This is a genomic window from Microvirga sp. CF3016, assembly GCF_036314085.1.
Classification (GTDB): domain Bacteria; phylum Pseudomonadota; class Alphaproteobacteria; order Rhizobiales; family Beijerinckiaceae; genus Microvirga.
On sequence record NZ_JAYGGM010000013.1, the window covers coordinates 84,975 to 110,623 of the forward strand.

Sequence of the window (25,649 nt, forward strand, 5' to 3'; positions counted from 1 at the left end):
TTCAGGTCGTCTCTGCCGCCGATTTTTGTGACGCGGCAGACGATCGGTCAAGCTTCACCCTCTCCGTCATGGCCGGGCTTGTCCCGGCCATGACGATCAGGCAAACGCCGCGCGCTCCCCATTGAGATCACCGCTACGGGTCCCCGATCAAGTCCGGGGAGGTGATGACGCGTGATCGTGGATCCTCATGCAGCCTTCTTCGTCCCGGCTGCGCGACCGTAGAACGTGTCGCCCGCAGCTGCCATGTCGATAAGGATCTTCGGCGGCGCGAAACGGTCGCCGTGCTTGGCCTGCAGGCTCTGGCACAGATCCACGAAGGCTTTCGCGCCCATGAAGTCGATATAGGAGAGCGCGCCGCCCGTGTAGGGCGCGAAGCCGAAGCCGAGGATCGATCCCACATCCGCCTCGCGCGGATCCGTGACCACGCCCTCCTCGAAGGTGCGAGCCGCTTCCAGAGCCTGGGTGACGAGCAGACGCTGCTTCAACTCCTGCATGTCGACGAACTCGGCCTCCACGTGCTTCGCCTGAAGATCCTTCAGGCCGGGCCACAGGCGCTTCTGCCCGCCTTCCGGATAATCGTAGAAGCCCTTGCGGTTCTTGCGGCCGAGCCGCCCTTCCCTCTCGACGAGCGTGGTCAGCAGTTCCTCCTGCTGCGGCACGATCGCGGCTTCGCCCAGCTGCGCCTTGGTGGCGCGCAGGATCTTGAGGCCGAGATCGACGCCGACCTCGTCGTTCAGCGACAGCGGCCCGACCGGCATGCCGGCCTGCTTGCCGGCCTGCTCGATCACCGCCGCGGGCAGGCCCTCGGTGAACATGAGATGCCCTTCGAGGATATAGGCGAGGACGCAGCGATTGGCGAAGAAGCCGCGCGAGTCGTTGACGACGATCGGCGTCTTCTTGATCAGGCGTACGTAATCGAGCGCGGTGGCGAGCGCCTTGTCGCCGGTCTCCTTGCCCATGATGATCTCGACCAGCATCATCTTCTCGACCGGCGAGAAGAAATGGATACCGATGAACTGGCCCGCATTCTTCGACTGCTGGGCGAGACCCGTGATAGGCAGGGTCGAGGTGTTGGACGCGAAAATGCAATCCGGCTGGATGGCAGCCTCCACCTTCTGGATCACCTCGGCCTTGACCTTGGGATCCTCGAACACGGCCTCGATGACGAGATCGCAACCCTTCAGATCGCCGTAATCGGCCGAGGGCGTGATGCGCGCGAGCAGCGCATCGCGGTCCGCGGTCTTGGCGCGGCCCTTCATGATCTGGTCGGACACGAGCTTGTGCGAATGCGCCTTGCCCTTCTCGGCCGATTCCATGTCGCGATCGATGAGCACGACCTCAAGACCGGCATTGGCCGTGACGTAGGCAACGCTCGCCCCCATGAAGCCTGCGCCGACGACGCCGACCTTCTTCAGGCTCGTCGGCGGCACGTCCTTCGGGCGGCGCGCGCCCTTGTTGAGATCCTGCATGGAGATGAAGAGCGTGCGGATCATCGCTGCCGCCTCCTTCGAACGCAGGATCTTGGCGAACCAGCGCGACTCCACCTTCAGGGCGAGATCCATCGGAAGCTGCAGGCCCTGATAGACGGATTCGAGGATCGCGCGGATTGCCGGGTAGTTATCCTGGGTCTCGCGACGATAGATGGCGTTGGCCGGCGGCCAGATCTGCATGCCGGCGGCGGAGTAGACCTTGTTGGACGGCAGCTTGTAGCCCTTCTGGTCCCAGGGCGCGACGGCCGAGCCGCCTTGCCTGATCCAGTCCTTCGCCGACTGCACGATCCCTTCACGCGGCGCGACCGCATGGACGAGGCCCATGTTGCGGGCCATGAGCGGACGGATCTGCTCGCCCTTGAACAGCATCTGCAGGGCATCGCCCGTCTGCATCAGGCGTGCCACGCGTTGCGTGCCGCCGGCGCCGGGGAACAGCCCGACCTTCACCTCGGGCAGGCCGACGCGGGTGGAATCCGCATCCGACAGCACGCGGAAATGGCAGGCGAGCGCGAGTTCAAAGGCGCCGCCGAGGCACACGCCATGGATGGCCGCGGCAAAGGGCTTGCCGCTGGTCTCGAGCCGGCGGTACAGGAGCGAGAGCCTGCGCGATTCATCGAAGAAGAACTGCATCGCAGTCTCCTCGCCCTTCTCCTTCGCAAGCCGTGCGTATTCTGCACCCAGGCCCTGAAGCATGGTGAGATCGGCGCCGCCGGAGAACGCCTCCTTGCCGGAAGTGATGACGCAGCCCTTGATCGCCTCGTCGCCGGCGACCTTCTCGATGATCTGCTCCAGTTCGGCCATCACCTCCGGGGTGATCACGTTCATGGAGCGGCCGGGCATGTCCCAGGTGGCGAGCGCAATGCCGTCGGCGTCGGTCTCGAAGCGGAAATTGGTGAAATTCGTCATGATGATTCTCCCGTTCCCGCTCGCTCAAACCCGCTCGATGATCGCGGCCGTGCCCATGCCGGCGGCGACACACAGGGTGATCAGGGCCGTCTGCTTATTCGTGCGCTCCAGTTCGTCGAGCACCGTGCCAAGGATCATGGCGCCGGTGGCGCCGAGCGGGTGACCCATGGCGATGGCGCCGCCATTCACGTTCACCTTCGCCGGGTCGAGGTCCAAGGCCTGCATGTAGCGCAGCACCACCGCCGAGAAGGCCTCGTTGATCTCGAAGAGATCGATGTCGTCCTTCGTCATGCCGGCCTTGCGCAAGGCCAGCTCCGACACGTCGATGGGGCCGGTGAGCATGAGCGCGAGATCGGACCCGATGGACGCGAAGCCCTTGAGGCGCGCCCGAGGCTTCAGACCCGCCTTCGTGCCACCCTCCCGGCTTCCGACGAGGACCGCGGCGGCGCCGTCGACGATGCCCGAGGAGTTGCCGGCGTGATGCACGTGGTTGACGAACTCCACGTCCGGGTGGGCCGCGATGGCCACCGCATCGAAGCCGCCCATCTCGCCCATCTGCACGAAGGCGGCCTTGAGCTGGCCGAGCGACTGCATGTCCGTCTGCGGGCGCATGTGCTCGTCCTTTGACAGGATCGTGATGCCGTTGATGTCCTTCACCGGCACGACGGACCTCGCGAACCGTCCCTCGTCCCAGGACATCGCGGCACGCTTCTGCGACTCGACCGCATAGGCGTCCACGTCGTCGCGGGAGAAGCCGTACTTCGTCGCAATCAGATCCGCCGAGATGCCCTGCGGCAGGAAATAGGTCGGAATGGCGATGCCCGGATCGACCGGCCATGCGCCGCCCGAAGCGCCCATGCCGATGCGGCTCATGGACTCGACTCCGCCGCCGATGACGATGTCCTTCATGCCCGACATCACCTGCGCGGCAGCCAGGTTCACCGCATCGAGGCCGGAGGCGCAGAAGCGGTTGATCTGCACGCCCGGCACCTCCTTGCCGAAACCTGCCTTGAGCGCCGCTGCGCGCGCGATGTCGCCGCCGGCCTCGCCGATCGGATCGACGCAGCCGAGCACCACGTCCTCCACCAGCATCGGATCGAGATCGTTGCGCGTGCGGATGGCATCGAGCGCCGTCACGGCGAGATCGACCGCCGGAACCTCGTGCAACGAACCGTCGGGCTTGCCGCGTCCGCGCGGGGTGCGAACGGCATCGTAGATATAGGCTTCAGCCATGGAGGCCTCCCGATCATGTTGTCATCCCGGACGCCGCAGCGATCCGGGATCGTCATCAGAATAGAGTGCTTTACTCGTCCTGCGATCCCGGTTCTTGGGCCGGGATCGCGCTTGTCACTTAGAAAGCCTCTGCCGGCAGCGCCATGGTCGTGTCCGCCCCGGTGGAAATGCGGGCGAGGCGCGTGCCGGTCTCGGGCATCAGGCGCTCCATGAAGAAGCGGCCGGTCAGAAGCTTGGCATCCATCTTGTCGGCGACGCCGTTTCCTTGAGCCTTCTTCGCCTGCGCGGCCTTCGCCATCCGGGCCCACATGTAGCCCATTACCACAAGGCCGAAGAGATGCATGTAGTCGGTGGCGCCGGCGCCGGCATTGTCGGGCTTCGCCATGGCGTTCTGCATGAACCACATGGTGGCCTGCTGCAGATGGCCGAGGCCCTGCTGCAGGGGCGCAATGTAGGTCTTCAGGCTCTCGTCGGACGCATTCTCCTGGCAGAAGGCGGCGACTTCGTTGAAGAAGGTCATGACGGCGCGTCCGCCGTCCTTGCCGAGCTTGCGGCCGACGAGATCCATGGCCTGGATCCCGTTGGCGCCCTCGTAGATCTGCGTGATGCGGGCATCGCGCACGAACTGCGACATGCCCCATTCCTCGATATAGCCGTGGCCGCCGAACATCTGCTGCGCCTTGACGGCATTGTCGAAGCCGAGATCGGTGAGCACGCCTTTCACCACGGGCGTCATCAGGCCCATGTAATCCTCGGCGGTCTGGCGCTGCGCATCGTCGGACGAGCGATGCGCGATGTCGCTGTTGAGGCCTGTCCAGACGATGAGGGCACGCCCCGCCTCGTTGATGGCCTTGATGGAGAGAAGCGTGCGGCGCACGTCCGGATGCACGATGATTGGGTCGGCCGGCCTGTCGGGGAATTTCGCGCCCGTGAGCGAGCGGCCCTGGAGTCGGTCCTTCGCATAGGCCACGGCATTCTGATAGGCGACTTCGGATTGGGCGAGCCCCTGCACGCCGACCGCGAGCCGCGCCTCGTTCATCATCACGAACATGGCGTTCAGCCCGCGATTCGCCTCGCCGACCAGCCAGCCCTTGGCGCCGTCGTAGTTCATCACGCAGGTGGCGTTGCCGTGGATGCCCATCTTGTGCTCGAGAGAGCCGCAGGAGACGCCGTTGCGCTCGCCGAGCGAACCATCCCCGTTGACGAGACGTTTCGGCACCACGAAGAGCGAGATGCCCTTCGTGCCCTGCGGCGCCCCTTCGATGCGGGCGAGCACCAGATGGACGATGTTCTCCGCCATGTCGTGCTCGCCGGCGGAGATGAAGATCTTGGTGCCGGAGATGGCATACGAGCCGTCGCCGTTCGGCACCGCCTTGGTCTTGAGCAGTCCCAGATCCGTGCCGCAATGGGGCTCGGTCAGGTTCATGGTGCCGGTCCAGGCACCCTCGATCATCTTCGGCAGATAGATCTTCTTCTGCTCGTCGGTGCCGTGCACCAGGAGCGCCGCGATGGCTCCTTGCGTGAGGCCCGGATACATGCCGAGCGCGAGGTTCGCCGAGGAGACGAATTCCTGCATCACCGTGTTGAGGACGGAGGGAAGCCCTTGGCCGCCGTATTCCTCCGGCGCGGCCAAGCCCATCCAGCCCCCGGCGGCATAGGCCTCGTAGGCTTCCTTGAAGCCCTTCGGGGTGGTGACCGAGCCATCCGGATGGCGGGTGCAGCCCTCCTGGTCGCCGGAGAGGTTCAAGGGTGCGAACACCTCCTCGCAGAGCTTGGCACCTTCGGCGAGGATTGCCTCCACGGTATCGGGCGTCGCATCGGCAAAGCCGGGCAGGTTGTTGTGACGCTCAATCGGGAACACGTCGCTCAGGAGGAACATGACGTCTTCGACGGGGGCCTTGTAGACCGGCATTCGGACTCTCCCAGATCGGATGCCGGCGGAAACATTCCCATAAGGAAGCTCACCGGCCAGGTAGATAGTTTACATATAAACCATCCAGCCGTTTTGGGAAGAGGTAGCGTGCGAAATCTTTGGTAGGAGCGACGAAGGTCGACGGCCATCCGGTATCCAAGGCCGGATGGGACATCCCGGAGCCTTAATCGGCCTCAAGCCCGGCACCGGCCAAACGGAAATGCCCACCCGGGCCGCAGGTTTCTGGCCTGAGCCGGGCGGGCATTCTTGGAAGATCGCGTCTTTTCGACCGCCGCTTAGGCAGCGACCGCGATGCCGGCGCGCCGGGCGTGAAGCTCGGCCAGGGCGCCTTCGATCTCGATCTTCTGCTGCTCGAGGTGGCGAATCTGATCCTCGATCTGGTCAAGGGAGAGCTTGAGGTTCATGGCTGCACCGTTGCCAGACCGTTCTTCGGCCAGCATGGCGCGAATCTCGGTCAGGGTGAAGCCGAGCTGCTTGCCCTTGAGGATGACGGACAGGCGCTCGCGGTCGCGGGCATCGTAGATGCGCGCCGTTCCGTCTCGTCGTGGGGAGAGAAGCCCGCGATCTTCATAGAACCGCAGGGTGCGGAGGGTCACTCCGAATTCGCGGGCAAGGTCGCCTATCGTATAAAGTTTTGCACCGTCACCCGTCTCACCGGTATGCGTGCTGCCTGTAAATTGATCCATGGAACGCCCCGTAATGTCTTCATGACGGGGCCAGTGCGAGCACTTCCCCTTCAGTAACGAAATGATAGAACATTATGACAGTACGTTGCAAGAGTATTACGTTTTAATCTGCCGCTGCGGCAAAAGAAGAGCGCATTCGAGTATTTCCGTAACGGAAGATGCCGGATCCCCGAGCGGTTATTCCCGCTAAATCCCCTCCGTTTAACGGGTTTTTTACTATGCGGGCCAAAAGTTGCGGCATCGGGCAAAAGGTTCGGAAGGGGGTGATTCGCTCCGTCCGTTTCCTGGCCCGACAGGCGAGCGCCGGTACGGGGCCGTGCAAGCCTTCAGGAGTTCACGCGTATCCCCGCGAGCCCAATCATGAGACGACACGTCTTCTCAAGACCTGACGACCTGGACCTTGATGCCCGCGAGCTGATGGCCGCCGCGGCTCGACGGGCCGGCATGAGCCTTGAGGAATGGACCGCGGCGGTGCTCGAAGAGACGCAGGACAGGCCGGCATCCCCGCGCCGGAAGGCGGGCAGCGATCTCGACAGTCTGATCGCCCGGATGGCTTCCCAGCCCCGCTCCCGGCCCAAGAGGAATTATGAGGCCCTGATGGAGGCCGTGGCGGCGGAGAGCGAGCGTCAGGCCCAGGATCAGGCGTCCCGGACGGCGGTTGCGCTCGAGTCCATGGCGAGCTGGATCGAGCAGGCCGAGGTCCGTCTGAACGAAGCCGCCCGCAGTTCCGCGGACCAGCAGGATCGGATCGCCGTCATGCTGTCCCAGGTTCTGTCCTCCCTGAAGAACCGCCTTGATACGGTGGAGCACCGGGTCACCTCGGAACGGGCCGCACCGCCGCGCATCGAATTTCCCGTTGAGGAGGCGCTCAAGGCGCTCGCGCCCGTGTCCGAAACGCTCGTCGGCCTGCGGGCCGACATGTCCCGTCTCGCGGCCCATCTGGAACAGCCCAATCCCGTCTGGATCCCTGCGGTCGACGACATCCGCACGGAGATCGACGGTCTGCGCTCCGGCATCGAAAGCCTGGCCACCCGCGAGGAGATCGCCGCCCTCGACGCCGCCCTCGGGTCGATCGCCAAGGATCTCGAACAGGGGCCGAAGACGAAGGACCTGCGCACCCTCGCCAGTTCGATCACCGTTCTCTACGAGCAGATCCAGTCTCTCTCGGGAGAGGTCAGCGAGGGACTGCACCGGCGCATTGGCCGTGAGATCGAGCAGATCAAGAGCAAGATCGACGCGATGGCCGCCACCGGGGTTGATCGTTCCGTCGTCGATTTCCTCAGCGGCCAGATCGTGGACATGCGCCAGGATCTGGCGCATCGGGCCGAACCGCAGCAGATCGCCCGACTCTCCGACGATATCGAAATCCTCGGCCGCCAGATTTCGGAGCTTCGCCTCCATCAGGTGAGCAAGAGCGATGTCACGGCCCTGAAATCCTCGCTCGACGATGTCTGCTCGGCCCTCTACGTCACGGCCACGGCGCAGGAGACGAGCAAGATCCCCGAGCAGCTGGAGACCCTGAGCCGGCGCATCGACATCCTCGCGCGCCGCCCGGAACCGGCACCGGCCGATCTGGCCCCGATCAGCGAGCAGCTGGCACTCCTGACCGAGCGGATGGCCAGCCTGTCGGACAGCCGCGCCGGAGGCGGCGAGGCGCTGACCGGAACCATCGAACGCCTGTCCTCACGGATCGAAGCCGCCGCCGAACGGGAGGCCGCCGCCTACGAGCCGCTGATGCAGCGGTTCGACCGCATCGAGCAGGAACTGCGCGAGCTCGGCCAGCAGGCCGGCACCTCCGGATTGGCGCAGATGCTGCGGGCCATCGACGAGAAGCTCGAGCGCACGCCGCCTCCGCCGGCAGGGCTCCATGCTCTCGAACGGCAGGTCGTGGCGCTGGCCGAGCGTTTGGAGCAGATGCCCGGGGAGGCCCTGCACAAGGCCATCAACGAGACCAGCGGGCAACTCAGGACCCTCCGGGACGAGGCCGTCAGCATTGCCGAACGCGCTGCCAGAACCGTGCTCGACGACATCCGCCCGTCCCTGCCGGATACGGACGATTTCGATGCGCTCAAGCATGGCGTCGTCGAGCTGAAGGCGTTGCACAATCGATCCGACAAGAAGACGCAGGAGACCCTGCGCGCCGTTCATGACGCTCTGGAGGCGCTCGCCTCCCGTCTGCCGAACGGGAGCTTCTCATTCACCGCCAGCGCGAGCACATCTGCCTCGGTGGCACCCGCCGATCCCTTGCCGCCGGCGGACCGCCTCGAAGCGGCCGTGCGCAGGCTCCATGCCGCAACCCTGTCGCAGATCGACGGGGCTGCTCCCCTCTCGTCGGACATGGCCTCTCACGAAGCACCGAAGGATCCGGCTCCCGAGGAAGCCTCGGACTCGGACCTGGGCAACCTGCGCGCCAGCTTCATCGCCGCAGCGCGGCGGGCGGCTCAGAGCGCAGCGCTGGAACCGGCGCCGACCCACACCCCTTCTCCCCTGAAGCAGGAGGCCGAGTCCGCCGACGAAGCCGACCGGCCGGAGGCTGAAGAATCGGCCGGCTCATCCCTGTTCGAGCGCCTGCGTCGCAGCCTCGACAGCCGACGGCGCCCGCTCTTCTTCGGATTGGCGCTCCTGATCCTGGCTGCGGGCATCTACCCCATCCTGTCCGCCGGGCAGAGCCTGCATGACCTGTCCCCGGCGCCGGCGAAGGTGCAGCAGGAACCGGCCCAACCTGCGGACGCGAAGCCGGAACGCGCGGCCGACAAGGCCGCTGCGGCCGGCGAGATGAACGTCTTCCAGTCATCCAGCCTCGCGACGGGATCCGTTTCTGCCGACCCGCTCGTGGCCGGGCAATTTCTCGTCGATCCTGCGACGATCACCGGCATCCCGGCGGACGCGCCGGCGACCCTGCAGCAGGCAGCCCTCTCCGGCGATGCGGCCGCGCTCTACGAGATCGCGTCCCGAGCCGCCGAGGGACGCGGCATGGCCCGGGACACGAGCGCGGCCGCCCGCCTGTTCGAGCGGGCCTCCCAGGCCGGACTTCCTCCGGCTCAAGAGCGGCTCGCCATGATGCACGAGAAGGGCGACGGCGTTCCGCTCGACCTCAAGCAGGCGGCGTTCTGGTACGAGCGGGCCGCCTTGGGCGGCAACATTCGCGCCATGCACAACCTCGCCACCCTTCTCGCCTCGGGCAAGAACGGGAAGCCGGACTATGCCGCGGCCCTGCGCTGGTACGGCGAGGCTGCCGAGACCGGCCTGCGCGACAGCCAGTACAATCTGGGGATCCTGCTCGCCCTCGGCCTCGGATCGAAACCCGACCCCTCGAAAGCGTTCCAGTGGTTCGCCCTCGCGGCGGACCAGGGAGACGCCGAGGCCGCCCAGAAGCGGGACGAGGTGGCCGGTCGCCTGAGCTCGGCCGAACTGAAGGCCGCGAAGGCCGTGCTCGCGCTCTGGCGCCCGAGAGCCGTCGATCCCGTTGCCAATCGGCCGCCGGTCGCCGTCCAAGGGCGGACTGCCGCCCTGGATCGAACTGCGGGCGACAGGAGTTGAGGGCACGCAGGCTCTGTCATCTTCCGTTCAGAACATGACCGTTACACCGCCTGCATGATGCTGTAACAACGACGTGGCTGCACCGGCCATTGGGGGAACCGGGTTGCAAATCTATTTGCCGATCGCTGAGATGCCCGTGAGCGTTCTTCTCATCCTCGGGATGGGTGCGGCGGTAGGCTTCATTTCCGGGCTCTTCGGGATCGGCGGCGGCTTTCTCATGACGCCGCTCCTGATCTTCCTCGGCATTCCTCCGGCCGTCGCGGTCGCGACCCAATCGGCGCAGATCGTCGCCTCCTCCACCACCAGCGTGCTCGGCGCCCTGCGCCGCAACGCCCTCGATCACAAGCTCGGCGCCATCCTGGTGGCGGGAGGATTCGTCGGCTCGGCCCTCGGCGTGTGGTTCTTCGCGGCAGCGCGGCGGGCAGGCCAGCTCGACCTCGTCATCGTCGTCTCCTACGTGACGCTCTTCACCATCGTGGGCAGCTTGATGATGAAGGAGAGCATCCGGGAATTCTGGAGCCGGCGGAAAGGCGGCGTGGTGCGCCTGCGGCGCCAGGCCGGCGAGCACGCGCCCTATCTGGGCTGGCCCCTGCGCATGCGCTTCTACCGCTCGAAGCTTTACGTCAGCGTCATCCCGATCCTCGGCCTGTCGCTGTTCATCGGCTTTGCCGGCGCACTGCTCGGAATCGGCGGCGGCTTCATCGTGGTGCCGGCGCTTCTCTACATCTTCCGGGTGCCGACCAACGTGGTCGTGGGCACCTCCCAGTTCCAGATCGTCTGCACCACCCTGGTCGCCCTCATTCTTCATGCGGTGACGAACCAGGCGGTCGACATGGTCCTGGCGATCCTGCTCATCGTCGGCGGCGTGTTCGGGGCGCAGTTCGGCGCGCGCATGGGACGCCACCTGCGGGCGGAGCTGTTCCGCTTCCTGCTCGCCATCCTGCTCCTGGCGGTGGGCCTGCGCTTCGGCCTCGAACTCGTGCTCGAACCGGACGAGCCCTTCTCCATCACCACGCAGGAGACGCGCACGTGAGGACCCTCTGCGCGCTCCTGATCCTCGTCGGCACAGTGGTGAGCGCGCGCGCGGAAACCCTGATCACGTCGCTGTCGAACCACCGGGTGCTGATCAATTCCAACTACACGGGCACGCAGATCGCCGTGTTCGGCGCCATCGAGCGGGACGCGCAGACGGTGGCCCGCGCGACGGCCTACGACATCGTCGTCACGGTTCGGGGCCCGCGCCAGTTCCTCACGGTGCGCGAGAAGGAACGGCTCGGTCCGGTCTGGATCAACCAGGAGCAGCAGAAGTTCCCGACCGCTCCGGCTTACCTGAACGTCCTCAGCTCCCGGCCGATCGAGGAGATCACGAGCGATCAGCTGCGGCAGCGCCAGAAGATCGGCTTGAGCGCGATCATCAACTCCGCCGAGTTCACGATCCATCGCGGGGGCGCGGACCAGCCCTTCCGGGATGCGCTGTACCGGCTCAAAGCCCAGGAAGGACTCTATATCCAGGACGAGCGCGGCGTGACGTTCCTGACGCCCGAGATCTTCCGCGCCAGCATCGCATTGCCGGCCACGGCTCCGCCGGGCAATTACGATGTGGACGTGACGCTCTTCGCCGACACGGTGATCCTGGCCCGCACGCAGACCCATTTCGAGCTGGTCAAGACCGGTTTCGAGGAACAGGTCGGCGTCATCGCCCGCGACTGGTCCCTGGCCTACGGCCTGTCGACCGCCGTGATCGCTCTCTTCTTCGGCTGGCTCGCCAACACGATCTTCCGGCGGGACTGAAGCCGGCGCCGCGCATCCGTGCTTTACGCCGCGGGACCGGCGGGCCATCCTGCCGATGGCGCGAACGAGAGGGGTTGCACCATGATGCTCCGGTGCGGAACGGTTCAGTTCCATCACAAGGCCGACGACAAGAGCTACAACATGTCGGTGGTGGAGCGCTTCTCCCGAGAGGCGGCGGATCAGGGCGTCAAGATCCTCGCCTTTCCGGAAATGTGCCTCACCGGATACTGGCACGTGCGCAATCTCGGACGCGAACGGCTGGAGGAGCTTGCCGAACCCGTGCCGTCGGGCCCGTCGACGCGAGCCGTCCTCGAGCTCGCGGCACAATTCGACATGGCCATCGGCGTCGGCCTGATCGAACGCGCCGACGACGGGCGCCTGTTCAACACCTATGTGGTATGCCTGCCCGATGGCCAGGTTCACCGCCACCGCAAGCTCCATGCCTTCGAGAGCGACCACATCGCCAGTGGCGACAGCTATACGGTCTTCGACACGCCGTGGGGCGTGAAGGTCGGCGTCCTCATCTGCTGGGACAACAACCTCGTGGAGAATGCCCGCGCCACGGCGCTGCTCGGCGCCGACGTCGTCATGGCGCCGCACCAGACCGGCGGCTGCCATTCGCGCAGCCCTCAAGCCATGGGCCTCATCGATCCCGCCCTCTGGGACAACCGGCACAGGGATCCAGAGGCCATCGAGGCGGAGTTCCGCGGCCCCAAGGGCCGCGAATGGCTGCTGCGCTGGCTGCCGGCCCGCGCCCACGACAACGGCTATTTCCTGCTGTTTTCCAACGGGGTCGGCGAGGACGACGGTGAGGTGCGCACCGGCAACGCCATGATCATCGACTGCTACGGCCGCATCATCGCCGAGACCTGGAAGGCGCAGGACGCTCTCGTGGTGGCGGATCTCGACCTCAGCCTCCTGCCGCTCGCCACCGGCCGGCGCTGGATCCGCGGCCGCCGGCCGGAGCTTTACGGCCTTCTCACGCAGCCGCAGGGCCATGAGCTCGCGCCCCGGCAGGCCCGGTTCTCGGAGGCTCCTGTGGTCAAGAAGGCATTATAATTTGCTGAGCTCTCAATCCCGGCACAGCATCGCCCTGGCAATCGCGAAGATCCGCTCCGTGCCGATGAGATGCGCGGTGAAGCCTTTCGCGAAGAGCGGCTTGAAGGCGGCGTCGCAGGCGTTGAGCCCGCCCGCATAGGCGCCGAGCGCCGGCATCACGCAGCGTTGGCCGTCGGTGAGAAAGCAGCGGCGGCGCGTGGCGCGCCCACGCATGACCACCTTGCCGACCGGGTGCAGATGGCCTGCGATCTCGGTCTGCTCGCCCGGAGCCGGCTCGTGGCGCAGGGTGAGGGATCCGAGCACCATCTCCTCGACCACCTGCCCGCCGATGCTGTCGGGCAGGATGCGGTCGTGGTTGCCCGTGACCCAGATCCAGTCGCGCCCCTTCTGAGCGCCATCGAGCGTCGTGCGCTCCTCGGTCCCGAGCCGGTCCGGCCCACCGATGTCGTGGAATGAGTCGCCGAGCGCGATGACGGTCTTGGGGTTGAAGCGGAACACCGCGTCGGAGAGCGCGAGAAGCGTCTCGCGGGTATCGTAGGGCGGCAGCATCATGCCGCGCCGGGCGAAGGACGAACCCTTCTCGAAATGGAGGTCGGCCACGAGCAGGGCCTCGTGGGCAGGCAGATACAGTGCCCCCGTCAGGTCGAGGAGCGCCAGCTGCCCGGCAAGCTCGATTTCGTGAGTTGTCTGTTTGTTCTTCCGCAATGCCGTCACGCCAAAGCCTCGTCGAGAAGCGCTGCTTCCGCCTCGGCCAGAATCTCGTCCGCATTGTCGCTATAGACGCGCTCGCGGCCGATCTCCAGCATGACGGACACGCTCAAAGGAGAAACCCGGTCGAGCGGCTTGTGAATGATTCGCCCCCGGATGCGCTCTAGCATCATGCCCAGGCGCCTCACGTCGAGGAGTCCCGTTGCCGCATCCGCCCGCGCGGCGCGCAGGAGCACGTGGTCCGGCTCATGCTTGCGCAGCACGTCGTAGACGAGATCGGTGGAGATCGTGACCTGCCGCCCGGTCTTCTTCTCTCCCGGGAACTTGCGCTCGATGAGTCCCGCGATCACGGCGCATTGGCGGAAGGTGCGTTTCATGAGGGAGGATTCGGCGAGCCAAGCTTCCAGATCGTCGCCCAGCATGTCCTCGGAGAACAGCTCGTCCATAAAGATCGAGTCGCGCGCGGCGCGCGCGGCGATGTCGCCGGAGGCATAGACGGCGATGCCGTAATCGTTCGCCACGAACCCCAGCGGCTTGAGCTTCGCCCGCTCCAGGCGGCGGGTGAGCAGCATGCCGAGGGTCTGATGCGCAAGCCGTCCCTCGAAGGGAAAGCAGGTCATGTAGAAGCGGTTGGCGCGGGGAAAGGTCTCGACGAGCAGGTCGCGAGGCCCCGGCACGATGGAGCGACGGCGCTGATGCAGCAGCCACTCGGTCATCTGATGCGGCAGGCGGTCCCACTCGAACGGGTCGGCCAGGATCTCCCGCACCCGCGCGGCGAGGAAGGTGGAGAGCGGGAACTTGCCGCCCTCGTAGGACGGGATCATCGGATCGGTGCCGGACCCGGCACGCGTCACCAGCGCCTCGTCCTCGGAGATGCCCTCAAAGCGCAGCACCTCACCGGCGAAGAGGAAGGTGTCGCCTGGAGTCAGCGTCTCGGCGAAGTATTCCTCGATCTCGCCGAGAATGCGCCCGCGCGGCAGCACCGTGCCGGGCCGCGAGCGCAGGCTCTTGCCGAGCCGCACCTTGATCATGCTCGACTCCACGATCGTGCCGACATTCAGCCGGTATTGCTGCGCGACCTTGGCATCACGCACGCGCCACAGATCGTCCTTGCCCTTCACGATCTTGGCGAAGCGCTCGTAGGCGCGAAGGGCGTAGCCGCCCGTCGCCACGAAGGCGACGCAGGCCTCGAAATCCTCCCAGGTCAGGCCCGCGTAGGGTGCGGCCGAGCGGATCTCCTCGTAGAGTTCGTCGAGCCGGAACGGCTCGGCGCAGGCCATGCCGAGGATGTGCTGGCAGAGCACGTCGAGGGCGCCGATGCGGGCATCCGGCGTGTCCTGCGCGGCCTCGTGCACCGCATCGAGCGCCGCGCGGCATTCGAGGATCTCGAAGCGGTTCGCCGGCACCAGATAGGCCTCCGACGGCTCGTCCATGCGATGGTTCGAGCGGCCGATGCGCTGCATGATGCGCGAGGCGCCCTTCGGTGCGCCCACGTTCACCACGAGGTCCACATCGCCCCAGTCGATGCCGAGATCGAGCGTCGCGGTGCACACCACCGCCTTGAGCTTGCCGGCCGCCATCGCCTCTTCCACGCGGCGGCGCTGCGACACGTCGAGGGAGCCGTGATGGAGCGCGATGGCAAGCCCATCGTCGTTGAGCTTCCAGAGTTCCTGAAAGGTGTATTCCGCCTGCAGCCGCGTGTTGACGAAGACGAGGGTCGTCTTGTGCGTCCGGATGAGATCGTAGATCGCCGGCATGGAGAGCGAGGCCGTGTGGCCGGCGAGCGGCAGGCGCTCGTCGATCTCGAGCATGCGGATATCCGGCTGCGCGCCGCCGTGCACGACGACGAGGTCGGCCATGGCGGCATCCGCCCGCTGCGGCACCAGATAGCGCCGCAGGTCGTCGGGCTCGCGCACCGTGGCGGACAGGCCCACCGTGGTCGCCTGCGGGGCGATCGACATCAGCCGCCCGAGACCGAGCGACAGCAGGTCGCCGCGCTTCGAGGTGACGAGGGAATGCAGTTCGTCGAGCACCACGCGGCGAAGATCCTTGAAGAACTCCCGCGCCTCCGCATGGGCGAGCAGCAGCGCGAGCTGCTCCGGCGTGGTCAGCAGGATGTCGGGCGGGCGCTCGATCTGCCGCGCACGCTTGTGGGACGGCGTGTCGCCCGTGCGCGTCTCGACCCGGATCGGAAGTCCCATCTCCTGCACGGGGGCTTCGAGGTTGCGGGCGATGTCCGTGGCGAGCGCCTTGAGCGGGGAAATGTAGAGGGTGTGAAGCCCGCGCCGGTCCTTGGCCGTGCCCCGGCTCGGTCCCCTCTCCGCCAGCTCCACGAGGCTCGGCAGGAACCCGGCGAGCGTCTTGCCGGCACCGGTCGGCGCCACGAGCAGCGCGGAGCGGCCCTGCCCGGCCTTGGCGAGCAGATCGAGCTGGTGCTCCCGGGGCTTCCAGCCGCGGTGATCGAACCAATCATGGAAGATCTTTGGGAGGAGGGAGGCGGACGTGTGAGACATCTGTCCTCAACATAAGGTACGGTGAGGCTTTCGCCAGACCGCAGCTTGACGGTCGAAACAAAATTACGTTTATTGCCGCCGAGGGGAGAATGATGGGCGAGGGGCTTCGCGCAGCCGGGAACGATGAGCTGGAGGCAATCGGCCGGCTCTATCATGCCGTCTGGCTGGAGACGCAGGCCCCGCTCCAGCCTGCGAGCGTGGCCGAACACCGCAACGAGGCCTTCTTCATCGAGCGGGTGAAGCGCTTCCCCGTGCCGCCGCTCGCCGCCTATGCGCAGGGCCGGCTCCTCGGCTTTGCCGCCTGGGCGGAGAACACGCTCGGCCAGCTCTATGTGGCGCGCGAGGGGCGAAGCCTCGGGATCGGTCGCGCCCTCCTCCAGGCGAGCGAGCATGCGATCTGGGCCAGCGGGTTCGACAAAGCCCATCTCCATTGCCTTGTCGGCAATCACGGCGCCCGCTCCTTCTACGAGCGCTGCGGCTGGCGCTGCACGGCCACCATCACGGAGGATGCCGAGACGCTCCAAGACCCCGTCCCGGTCCCCTGCTGGGAAATGGTGAAGGAGCTTAAAGCGTAGACCGTCACCAAAGCCCTTGCCATCCGGTCCGCACATCCGTCAGCTTGGGCAACGCCAACAGCGAGAATGAAAAGGCAACCGCCATGCCGGACGATTTCCAGTTCCAGAACGCCGTCGCCGTCGTCACCGGAGGCACCCAAGGGTTGGGCGAGGCCATCGCCCGCACCTTCGCCGAACGCGGCGCCAAGGGCCTCGTGATCTGCGGTCGCAACGCGGAGCGCGGGCACGCGGTCGCCCGCGAAATCTCGGGCCAGGGCTGCCACACGGAATTCGTGCAGGCCGATCTCGAAAGCGTCGAGGAGACCCGCCAGGTGACCGCGCGGGCGGACACCGTGTTCGGCCGCGTCGACGTGCTGGTGAACGCCGCCGGCATCACCGATCGCGGCACGATCTTCGACACCAGCCCGGAGCTGTTCGACCGCATGTTCGCGGTCAATGTGCGCGCGCCCTTCTTCCTCATGCAGGACGCCGCCAAGATCATGCGGCGCGAGAAGATCGAAGGCGCGATGGTCAACATCCTGTCCATGTCGGCCCATGGTGGCCAGCCCTTCATCACCGCCTATAGCGGTTCGAAGGGCGCCCTCGCCACTCTCACCAAGAACGCCGCCTTCAGCCTCATGCCGTGGCGCATCCGCGTGAACGCGCTGAACATCGGCTGGATGAACACGCCGGGCGAGGACCGGATCATGAAGACCTACCACGATGCGAAGGACGGCTGGCTGGAGAAAGCCATGAAGGAGCAGCCCTTCGGCCGCCTGCTGGAGCCGAAGGAAGTGGCGCGCGCCGTGGCGTTTCTCGCAAGTTCCGAATCCGGCATGATGACCGGCTCGGTGATCGATTTCGATCAGTCGGTGGCCGGCTGCTACGAGAGCGCGCCGCATCCCTCGACGCCGCCGCAAGTCTGATCAGCGCTGCAGCACCGCGAGAAACCCGGGAACCGGCACGCCGCGATCCTCCCGGGTCGAGACGCGCTCGAAGATCACGACGTCGAATCCTGCGCTGTCCGCGAGCCCGTGCAGGTAAGACTCACTGTGCGCGTAACGGGCATCCCCGCCGAGGACGTAGCCTTCGCCCTTATACGCCTGCACGGTGAAGGCGAAGAGCCCTTCGCGCGCGAGCACCCGATGCGCCTCGCGGAAGACCGCATCGAGCGCCGCCATGTAGACGAACACGTCGGCGGCCACGACGAGATCGGCCTCGCCCGCTCGGCGTCCGCCGAGGAAAGCGACGAGTTCGCCCTCGTGCAGCGCGTCGTAGAGCTTTGTCTTGTGCGCCTTCTCCAGCATGCGCGGCGAGAGATCCACGCCCTCGATGGAAGCGCGGAGGCCGGCGAGCTCCTGCGCCATCAGGCCGGTGCCGCAGCCGAGGTCGAACGCCGCACCGAACCGGTAGTCTCGCAGCCGCTTGGAGCAGGCCCGGCGCAGCGCGTCGGCGATCAGCTGCGGGCCGCGATAGGCAAGGCTCTTGGTCAGGTGCCGGTCGAACTTGGGTGCGTAATCGTCGAACAAGGCCCGCACATAGCCGTCGGTGATCGCCTCATTGGGCGCGAGCGCGCCGAGCTGCGCGAGGTCGAGCCGCACGCCCAGGGCATCCTCGGGCTCGAGCGTCAGGGCCCGGCGCAGGGCGCTCACCGCCTCCTCCCGTGCGCCCGACGCGGCAAGAGAGCGGCCCAGCATGGCATGGGCGGGTGCGAAGTCCGGAGCAAGCTCGAGCACCTGCCGGGCCAGATCGGCGGCGGCCTCGAAGTCGCGCTCGTCGAAGGCGGTGCGGGCATATTCATAGCGGTGGTCGGCGTGAAAATCGCCGGTGGATCGGACGGTGGCGGTCGAGGACATGGCGTTTGGATGCGGGAAGGCGGACGGGCTGTCAATGGCATCCGTTCCCTCGACGTTTCGCACGCCCGCTCCGGCCGGGAGTGGCCCTGTCCCGGTCAGCCCCTCTCCCGTCATGGCCGGGCCTGTTTCGGTGATCCCGCTTGTTGGTGGCACGGCGCCTGTCCCATGGAGGCAGCGGGCCTGACACATACACCCCGTCATGGCCGGGCTTGTCCCGGGCATCCCGATGCTGGGGAGCACGGCGCCTCACATGATCGGGATCACCGGCACAAGGCCGGTGATGACGTGGGAGGGTGGGAGCGGGGTGGCACTGCTGTGATGCAACGCTATGTTCTCATTTTGTTCTTGACACAGGGTTGCATCTGAGCTATACCCTTGTGCAGATCGGTTCCTGCGAGGGGCGCGCTCGCGAGGCGTCGCAGTGACGGGAGCCGGCACGGTCCCGCGGCAGGCCTCGCACGCCTGGGAGCGCAGGAGGCCGACCTTGGGTGTCGTCCCAGCTGGTCCGCCTGAAAAGAACCGTGCGCGAGGTGCCGTCCGGCTCTTCCATCTCCCACCATCATCATCGAGCCGGGCTGCCACTCGCGCCACCCTCGATCGTCCTTCCGGCTCAGGGCTCACCAGCCCTGGGCCTGAAGGTGCTGGCTACGCGTTATCTCTCAACCTGACATCGACCGGCCGGACCCTATATTCCCACCCATGGCGCTGCGTTCCACCGACATCCTCACCCAGACTCCGCAAGGGCTCTATTGCCCCCTCGGCGACTTCCACATCGACCCGGTCCGCCCCGTCAAGCGGGCTCTGATCACCCATGGCCATTCGGACCATGCCCGCTCGGGCCACCGCTCCGTGCTGGCGACGCGGGAGACCCTGCTCATCATGGCCGTCCGCTACGGGGCGGATTTCGCAAGCTCCACGCAGGAGGCCCCCTTGGGCGAGAGCCTGCGCGTAGGCGACGTGACCGTGCGCTTCACCCCGGCCGGCCACGTGCTGGGCTCGGCGCAGATCGCCATCGAGGCGGGTGGCACGCGGGTCGTGGTGTCGGGCGATTACAAGCGGGCGGAGGACCCGACCTGCCTCCCCTACGAACTCGTCCCCTGCGACGTCTTCATCACCGAGGCGACCTTCGGCCTGCCGGTCTTCCGCCACCCCGACACGCGCGCCGAAGTGCGCAAGCTCCTCGATTCGGCTGCCCTGTTCCCGGAGCGCTCCCATATCGTCGGCGCCTATGCGCTGGGCAAGGCGCAGCGGGTCATGGCGCTTCTGCGGGAGGAAGGCTACGACCGGCCGATCTACCTGCACGGAGCCATGGAGCGGCTCACCGAATTCTACAAGTCGGAGGGGATTCCCCTGGGCGAGACCCCGAAAGTCGTGGCCTCGGAGCGGTCGAAGCTTGCCGGCGCCATCGTGATCTGCCCGCCCTCCTCGATCCAGGACCTGTGGTCCCGCCGTTTTCCCGATCCCGTCACCTGCTTCGCCTCCGGCTGGATGCGGGTGCGGGCACGGGCCCGGCAGAAGGGCGTCGAGCTGCCGCTGGTGATCTCCGATCATTCCGACTGGGACGACCTCTGCCGCACGATCCGGGAGACCGGCGCCGGCGAGGTCTGGGTCACCCACGGCCAGGAGGATGCCCTGGTCCATTGGTGCACCACCCACGGCATCCGGGCGCGCCCCCTGCACATGCTGGGCTACGGCGACGAGGGCGAGACGGAGGAGGCTCCGGCGCCCGGTGCGGAAGCGGGAGACGCCGCATGAACCGCTTCGCCGCCCTCCTCGACCGCCTCGGCTACGAGCCGCGCCGCAACGCGAAGCTGCGGCTCCTGACCGATTACTTCCGCCATACCCCGGACCCGGATCGCGGCTATGCGCTGGCCGCCATGACCGGCGCCCTCATGTTCAAGGAGGCCAAGCCCGGCCTGATCCGCGGCCTGGTGGAGGAGCGGACCGATCCCGAGCTGTTCCGCATGTCCTACCACTACGTGGGCGATCTGGCCGAGACGGCGGCCCTGATCTGGCCGGCGCCGGGGCATGAGAGCGTGGCTCCGGCCTCGGACGACGCTCCGGCCATCGGCCACAACAACCCGCCGCCTCATGTGCCGACCCTTACCGAGGTGATCGAGACGCTGGCCACCACGAGCAAGAGCGACCTGCCGGCCCGCGTGGCCGAGTGGATGGACGCCCTCGACGAGACCGGGCGCTGGGCCCTGATCAAGCTCATCACCCGGGAGCTGCGGGTCGGCGTCTCGGCAAGACTCGCCAAGACGGCGGTCGCCCAGCTCGGGGAGATCGAGCCCGACGAGGTCGAGCTGATCTGGCACGGGCTGGAGGCGCCTTACGAGGACCTGTTCGCCTGGGTCGAAGGCCGGGGCGAGAGGCCCGAATCCGGCAATCCCGCGCCGTTTCGCCCATCCATGCTCTCGCACCCTCTGGAGGACGAGGATTTCGCCAAGCTCGAGGCGTCCGAGTTCCTGGCCGAGTGGAAATGGGACGGCATCCGCCTCCAGGCCGCCGCGGGCCACGGCAGCGACGGACGCCCGGTGAAGCGGATCTATTCCCGCACCGGCGAGGACGTCTCCCGTGCCTTCCCGGATCTCGTGGAAGCGCTCGACTTCGAGGGCGCCATCGACGGCGAGCTGCTGATCGTGCGCGAGGGGCGCGTGCAGAGTTTCAACGTGCTCCAGCAGCGCCTGAACCGGAAGGCCGTGACCCCGAAGCTCATCGCGGAGTTTCCGGCGCATCTGCGGGTTTACGACATCCTGTTCGAGGGCGAGGAGGATCTGCGCGCCCTCCCCTTTGCGGAACGGCGGAAACGCCTGGAAGCGCTCGTCGCCCGCATCGGCGATCCGCGCATCGAGCTCTCGCCCATGGTGCCCTTCGCGACCTGGGAGGAGCTTGCCGCCGCCCGCGCCGACCCGGCCTCGGTGGGCGCGGGTCCGGATGCGGACGCCATCGAGGGCTGCATGGTGAAGCGGGCGAACAGTCCCTATCTCCCCGGCCGTCCCAAGGGCTACTGGTACAAGTGGAAGCGCGACCCTTATCTCGTGGACGCCGTGATGATGTACGGCCAACGGGGCCACGGCAAGCGCTCGTCCTTCTATTCCGACTACACCTTCGGCGTCTGGCGCGACGGACCGAACGGCGAGGAGCTGGTGCCGGTGGGCAAGGCCTATCACGGCTTCACCGACGAGGAGCTGGTGAAGCTCGACCGCTATGTCCGCAACCACACGGTCAACCGCTTCGGGCCGGTGCGGGAGGTGGAATACGGCCGGGACCGGGGCCTCGTGCTGGAGGTGGCTTTCGAAGGGCTGCAGCGCTCGACCCGGCACAAATCGGGGGTCGCCATGCGCTTTCCCCGCATCAGCCGCATCCGCTGGGACAAGCCTGCGGCGGAAGCCGACCGGATCGAGACCCTGGAGAAGATCCTGGAGCGGGGCGAGAAGGAGGTCTATCCGCTGCAGGACAAGGCAGCCAAGAGGCAGAAGGGATGAGGATCGAGACACTCACCGAAGGCGGGATTACGCGGCAGGCCAGCGGACAGCTGAGGGTCGACACGCGAGGCCAGGGCTTTGTCGAGATCACCGACCCGGTGGCGCGTTGGGTGGCCGGCGCCGGCATCGGGCACGGCCTCCTGACCGTCTTCTGCCGCCACACCTCGGCCTCGCTCCTGATCCAGGAGAATGCCGACCCGGATGTCCGGCGGGATCTGCTCACGGCCTTCGATCGGTTGGCGCCTCGGAATGCGGGCTATGTCCACGCGGCCGAGGGCCCGGACGACATGCCGGCCCATATCCGGACCGTGCTCTCGGGCGTGTCGCTCAGCATTCCCGTGGTGGAGGGCCGGATGGCTTTGGGAACCTGGCAGGGAATTTACCTGGCCGAGCACCGGGACAGGCCTCATCGCCGCGATCTTATTTTTCACCTCATCGGGGCGTAATCCACATGATGGGATGGGACGCCTGCGTACTTTCCCTTAGATTAGCCAGGATCAGCGTTTGCCGCCTTGCAATTGTGTGAAGGAAGCGGCTAAGGCTCACAGAAGCCCCCCGTGGGAGAAGACGAAACGTGCAGAGTCAAACCACCACGATCATCATTGCCGACGACCATCCGTTGTTTCGCGGTGCCTTGAGGCAGGCGGTCGCCTCCTCCATGCCACAGGCGCGGGTGGTCGAGGCGAGCGGCATGGATGACCTGAACGCCACGCTGACCCAGGAGCGGGACGTCGATCTGATCCTGCTCGATCTGACCATGCCGGGCGTCCAGGGCTTTTCCGGGCTGATGTCGCTCCGAGCCCAGTATCCGGAACTGCCCGTCGTGATCGTGTCCGCGACCGAGGAGCCGACCGTGATCCGCCGCGCCATGGATTTTGGCGCCTCGGGCTTCATCCCCAAATCCATCGACACCGACAGCATCGGCGGCGCCATCCAGGCGGTCCTGGCGGGCGACACCTGGACCCCGCCGGACGTGGACCTCTCGGCATCGGAGGACGCGGAGACCGCCGATCTCGTCCGCCGTCTCGGCACGCTCACCCCGCAGCAGGTCCGTGTCCTGACCATGCTGTCCGAGGGCCTGCTCAACAAGCAGATCGCCTACGAGCTCGGCGTTTCCGAGGCGACCGTGAAGGCGCATGTCTCCGCCATCCTCGACAAGCTCGGCGTCGACAGCCGCACGCAGGCGGTCATCGCCGCATCGAAGATCGGCGTGACCCAGCGCCCCTCCCCGGCCGGAGCCGATTAAAGCCCCTCGATGAACCCGTCGATCCGCGACAGCGCCTGTTCCGACAGGGCGCTGTCGAAGCGGATGAACACGTGGCAGCCGCCGGGCCAGATGGCGAGATCGCTCCTGTTTCCCGCAGCCGCCCAGCGGGACGCCATGAAGAGGCTGTCGTCGAGGAGCATGTCCTTGGTGCCCACGGAGAAGAGTGCCGGCGGCAGACCTTTCAGGCCAGCATAAAGCGGCGAAACGTCGGGATCGCGCCGGTCGGGCACCTGACCGCAGAAATTGTCGGCGAAGACCCGCACGTCGTTCGTGTTGAGGATCAGCCGCTCGCTGCCCCAATGCCGGACGCTCGGGGTCAGGGACAGGTCGTAGCAGCCCGCGAACAGATTGGCGCCCTGGAAGGGCTTCAGACCATGCCTGTCCCGCAGGCGCAGGATCGTGACCGCCGAAAGATGGGCACCGGCCGACTCGCCGCCGATGAACAGGCGCGAGGTGCCGAACCGGCTCTCCATCTCGCGGACGACCCAGAGGGCCGCCGCCTCGCAGTCGTCGGGCGCCGCCGGATAGGGATCCTCAGGGGCGAGGCGATACTCGACGGAAACGACGGCCAGCCCGCAGCGTTCGGACAGGCGGTCGAGCCAGGGGTCCTGCTCGTCCGCCGTGCCCCAGGTCCAGCCGCCGCCATGGATGTGGAGGTAGACGCCGCGCGGGCGGTCCGGAGCGATGATCCGCAGAGGAATGGGACCGGCCGGACCATCGATGGTGACCATCCGGGCACGGCTGCTCTGGGGCATCAGGGGGAATGGCCCCAGTCCCTGGCGCCGCCGCTCGCGCACCACCGCCGGGGGCACCGACATCGGATCGGGCAGAGCCGCGAGCTTGGCCACGATGTCGGCGTTCTGGGCGCGGATCTCGTTGCTGATGGCGGAGGGGTCGAAAACGGCTGGATCGATCATGCGGGGCTCGGATTGGGTTGCGTTCATCGCCTGCCCTTGCGATGAAGCACACGCAACGAACTTGGTCCAGTGACGCTTTCTGACGAGATGAGGACATGTCCAACCTGAACCGTTTTCTCGGTGGCTCCCCCGGCTCCGTGCTGGTGAAGCTGATTTTTCTGTCCCTGCTCGTCGGCGCTTTCCTGGCGTTCCTCGACATCACGCCTGTCGGACTGATCGAGGGATTGTTCAACTGGATCAGCTCCGTCCTCGACCTCAGCCTCGAGACGGTGGAGGAAGTCGGCCTCTGGATCCTCTACGGGGCGATCATCGTCGTCCCGCTCTGGCTCATCTCGCGCCTGTTCAGCAGCCGGCGCTGAGGCTGATCATGGACAGTTCCGCATCCGTTCGGCGGCCGGACATCTCCCACCGCCGCATCCTGGCACTTGCGCTGCCGATGACCCTGTCGCACGTGACGACGCCCCTACTGGGCCTCGTCGACGCGACGGTGATCGGACGGCTCGGCGAGGCGCATCTGCTCGGGGCGGTGGCGCTGGGCGCCGTGATCTTCGACTTCGTGTTCTGGAGCTTCGGGTCCTTACGCATGGCAACCGCCGGCCTGACTGCCCAGGCCACCGGGGCCGGCAACCGGCACGAGATCGACCTGACGCTAGCCCGGGCCCTCCTGGTGGCCGGCATCACAGGGCTCCTGCTGATCCTCCTGCAATGGCCCATCGCGACCATTGCCTTTTCCATGGCGGGAGCGAGCGAGGCCGTGACGGAGGCCCTGTCGACCTATTTCTTCATCCGGATCTGGGCCGCTCCCTTCACGCTGGCGAATTACGTCATCCTGGGCTCGACTCTGGGGCGCGGACGCACGGATCTCGGCCTGTTGCTGCAGGTGGCGATCAACGTGGCCAATATCGTGCTCACGATGGCGCTCGTTCTCGGTTTCAGGCTCGGCATCGCGGGCGCGGCCATCGGCACGGCTCTCGCCGAGGTGCTGGGTGCGGGTCTCGGCATCATGGTCCTGCGCCGCCTCGGCTCGAACCCGCTGGCGGTCACATGGCACGAGGTTCTGAACCGGACGGCGATGCTGCAGACGCTTGCCATGAACCGGGACATCATGATCCGCAATGTGGCGCTGATCCTCGCCTTCTCGATCTTCAGCGCGCTCGGAGCACGCTCCGGCGATGTGACGCTCGCGGCGAATGCGGTGCTCTACAACATGTTCCTGATCGGCGGCTATTTCCTCGACGGATTCGCCACCGCGGCCGAGACCCTGTGCGGCCAGAGCATCGGCGCCAGGGACGAACGCGGCTTCCGACGGGCCATTCACCTGAGCCTGGGGTGGAGCCTCGGCTTCGGCCTCGCCGTCTCAGGCATTTTCCTGGCTGGCGGCGGCTTCTTCATCGACTTCGTATCGACGAACCCGGAGGTGCGCTCCTATGCGCGGGATTATCTCGTCTTTGCGGCTCTGACCCCGTTCTTCGGCGCGGCCGCCTTCGCGTTCGACGGCATCTACACGGGAGCGACCTGGACCCGATCCATGCGTGATCTGATGGTCATCGCCTTCGTGATCTATGGAGCCATTCTTATGGCTGCGGGAAGCCTCGGCAACACGGCGCTCTGGATCGCTCTCCTGACGTTCCTGAGCGCGCGGGGCCTCGGCCAGTTCATCCTCTATCCGCGGCTAGCGAAGAAGACCTTCGCCAGCATGGTGTGAATG

Annotated in this window: 20 protein-coding genes; 12 read left to right on the forward strand and 8 right to left on the reverse strand. The window is 66.6% G+C overall.

Annotated features, from left to right (window positions below; translation table 11 throughout):
* Positions 1 to 185: 185 nt before the first annotated feature.
* The 4 genes from VB672_RS19060 to VB672_RS19075 form a co-directional block, all read right to left on the reverse strand.
* Positions 186 to 2,396, reverse strand: coding sequence for an FAD-dependent oxidoreductase (locus VB672_RS19060; protein ID WP_329785782.1), 2,211 nt, complete (start codon positions 2,394 to 2,396; stop codon positions 186 to 188).
* A gap of 24 nt (positions 2,397 to 2,420) precedes the next feature.
* Entirely contained in the window at positions 2,421 to 3,629 is a 1,209-nt protein-coding gene (locus VB672_RS19065) for an acetyl-CoA C-acetyltransferase (protein WP_329785783.1), read from the reverse strand.
* A gap of 118 nt (positions 3,630 to 3,747) precedes the next feature.
* Positions 3,748 to 5,541: an acyl-CoA dehydrogenase C-terminal domain-containing protein gene (locus tag VB672_RS19070; protein ID WP_329785784.1), complete on the reverse strand. Its 1,794-nt coding sequence runs from the start codon at positions 5,539 to 5,541 to the stop codon at positions 3,748 to 3,750.
* A gap of 296 nt (positions 5,542 to 5,837) precedes the next feature.
* On the reverse strand, positions 5,838 to 6,248 hold the full coding sequence (locus VB672_RS19075) for a MerR family transcriptional regulator (protein WP_329785785.1): 411 nt from the start codon (positions 6,246 to 6,248) through the stop codon (positions 5,838 to 5,840).
* Between the two features lie 360 nt (positions 6,249 to 6,608).
* Here VB672_RS19075 and VB672_RS19080 point away from each other — a divergent pair, with 360 nt between their 5' ends.
* The 4 genes from VB672_RS19080 to VB672_RS19095 all read left to right on the forward strand — a co-directional run bounded on the left by VB672_RS19080 (position 6,609) and on the right by VB672_RS19095 (position 12,638).
* On the forward strand, positions 6,609 to 9,788 hold the full coding sequence (locus VB672_RS19080) for a hypothetical protein (protein ID WP_329785786.1): 3,180 nt from the start codon (positions 6,609 to 6,611) through the stop codon (positions 9,786 to 9,788).
* 103 nt (positions 9,789 to 9,891) lie between these two features.
* A complete protein-coding gene (locus VB672_RS19085) occupies positions 9,892 to 10,821 on the forward strand; it encodes a sulfite exporter TauE/SafE family protein (protein WP_329785787.1) in 930 nt (309 codons plus the stop codon).
* Positions 10,818 to 11,579: a TIGR02186 family protein gene (locus VB672_RS19090; RefSeq protein ID WP_329785788.1), complete on the forward strand. Its 762-nt coding sequence runs from the start codon at positions 10,818 to 10,820 to the stop codon at positions 11,577 to 11,579. Before VB672_RS19085 ends, VB672_RS19090 begins: the two co-directional genes overlap by 4 nt.
* Positions 11,580 to 11,660: 81 nt before the next feature.
* Complete coding sequence (locus VB672_RS19095) at positions 11,661 to 12,638, forward strand: nitrilase family protein (RefSeq protein ID WP_329785789.1); 978 nt, start codon at positions 11,661 to 11,663, stop codon at positions 12,636 to 12,638.
* Positions 12,639 to 12,650: 12 nt separating this feature from the next.
* Here the strand turns inward: VB672_RS19095 and pdeM are convergent, their stop codons facing one another.
* Complete coding sequence (pdeM, locus tag VB672_RS19100) at positions 12,651 to 13,352, reverse strand: ligase-associated DNA damage response endonuclease PdeM (protein ID WP_329785790.1); 702 nt, start codon at positions 13,350 to 13,352, stop codon at positions 12,651 to 12,653.
* Complete coding sequence (locus VB672_RS19105; protein WP_329785791.1) at positions 13,349 to 15,859, reverse strand: ligase-associated DNA damage response DEXH box helicase; 2,511 nt, start codon at positions 15,857 to 15,859, stop codon at positions 13,349 to 13,351. Before VB672_RS19105 ends, pdeM begins: the two co-directional genes overlap by 4 nt.
* A gap of 92 nt (positions 15,860 to 15,951) precedes the next feature.
* On the opposite strand from VB672_RS19105, the gene VB672_RS19110 reads away from it, so the two are divergent.
* Together VB672_RS19110 and VB672_RS19115 are read left to right on the forward strand one after the other, a co-directional pair.
* The gene (locus VB672_RS19110; protein WP_329785792.1) at positions 15,952 to 16,434 is read left to right on the forward strand and encodes a GNAT family N-acetyltransferase; all 483 of its coding nucleotides are present in this window, start codon (positions 15,952 to 15,954) and stop codon (positions 16,432 to 16,434) included.
* Positions 16,435 to 16,517: 83 nt separating this feature from the next.
* Positions 16,518 to 17,339 (forward strand): SDR family oxidoreductase, encoded by an 822-nt coding sequence (locus VB672_RS19115; protein ID WP_329785793.1) that lies wholly within the window; start codon positions 16,518 to 16,520, stop codon positions 17,337 to 17,339.
* On the opposite strand, the gene VB672_RS19120 is transcribed toward VB672_RS19115, so the two are convergent.
* Positions 17,340 to 18,422 (reverse strand): class I SAM-dependent DNA methyltransferase, encoded by a 1,083-nt coding sequence (locus VB672_RS19120; protein ID WP_329785794.1) that lies wholly within the window; start codon positions 18,420 to 18,422, stop codon positions 17,340 to 17,342.
* 546 nt (positions 18,423 to 18,968) lie between these two features.
* On the opposite strand from VB672_RS19120, the gene VB672_RS19125 reads away from it, so the two are divergent.
* The 4 genes from VB672_RS19125 (at position 18,969) to VB672_RS19140 (ending at position 23,003) form a co-directional block, all read left to right on the forward strand.
* Complete coding sequence (locus tag VB672_RS19125; RefSeq protein WP_329785795.1) at positions 18,969 to 20,024, forward strand: ligase-associated DNA damage response exonuclease; 1,056 nt, start codon at positions 18,969 to 18,971, stop codon at positions 20,022 to 20,024.
* Positions 20,021 to 21,757 (forward strand): cisplatin damage response ATP-dependent DNA ligase, encoded by a 1,737-nt coding sequence (locus tag VB672_RS19130; protein ID WP_329785796.1) that lies wholly within the window; start codon positions 20,021 to 20,023, stop codon positions 21,755 to 21,757. Before VB672_RS19125 ends, VB672_RS19130 begins: the two co-directional genes overlap by 4 nt.
* Positions 21,754 to 22,203 carry a secondary thiamine-phosphate synthase enzyme YjbQ gene (locus tag VB672_RS19135; RefSeq protein ID WP_329785797.1) on the forward strand — a complete coding sequence of 150 codons (450 nt, stop codon included), beginning with the start codon at positions 21,754 to 21,756 and terminating at the stop codon, positions 22,201 to 22,203. Before VB672_RS19130 ends, VB672_RS19135 begins: the two co-directional genes overlap by 4 nt.
* Before the next feature lie 128 nt (positions 22,204 to 22,331).
* A complete protein-coding gene (locus VB672_RS19140) occupies positions 22,332 to 23,003 on the forward strand; it encodes a response regulator transcription factor (RefSeq protein WP_329785798.1) in 672 nt (223 codons plus the stop codon).
* On the opposite strand, the gene VB672_RS19145 is transcribed toward VB672_RS19140, so the two are convergent.
* The gene (locus VB672_RS19145) at positions 23,000 to 23,941 is read right to left on the reverse strand and encodes an alpha/beta hydrolase (protein ID WP_329785799.1); all 942 of its coding nucleotides are present in this window, start codon (positions 23,939 to 23,941) and stop codon (positions 23,000 to 23,002) included. The genes VB672_RS19140 and VB672_RS19145 overlap by 4 nt on opposite strands.
* 95 nt (positions 23,942 to 24,036) lie before the next feature.
* Between VB672_RS19145 and VB672_RS19150 the strand changes: the two genes are divergently transcribed.
* Both VB672_RS19150 and VB672_RS19155 read left to right on the forward strand, forming a co-directional pair.
* Positions 24,037 to 24,300: a DUF6460 domain-containing protein gene (locus VB672_RS19150; RefSeq protein WP_329785800.1), complete on the forward strand. Its 264-nt coding sequence runs from the start codon at positions 24,037 to 24,039 to the stop codon at positions 24,298 to 24,300.
* Between the two features lie 8 nt (positions 24,301 to 24,308).
* Entirely contained in the window at positions 24,309 to 25,646 is a 1,338-nt protein-coding gene (locus VB672_RS19155; RefSeq protein WP_329785801.1) for an MATE family efflux transporter, read from the forward strand.
* The last annotated feature ends 3 nt before the right edge of the window (positions 25,647 to 25,649 follow it).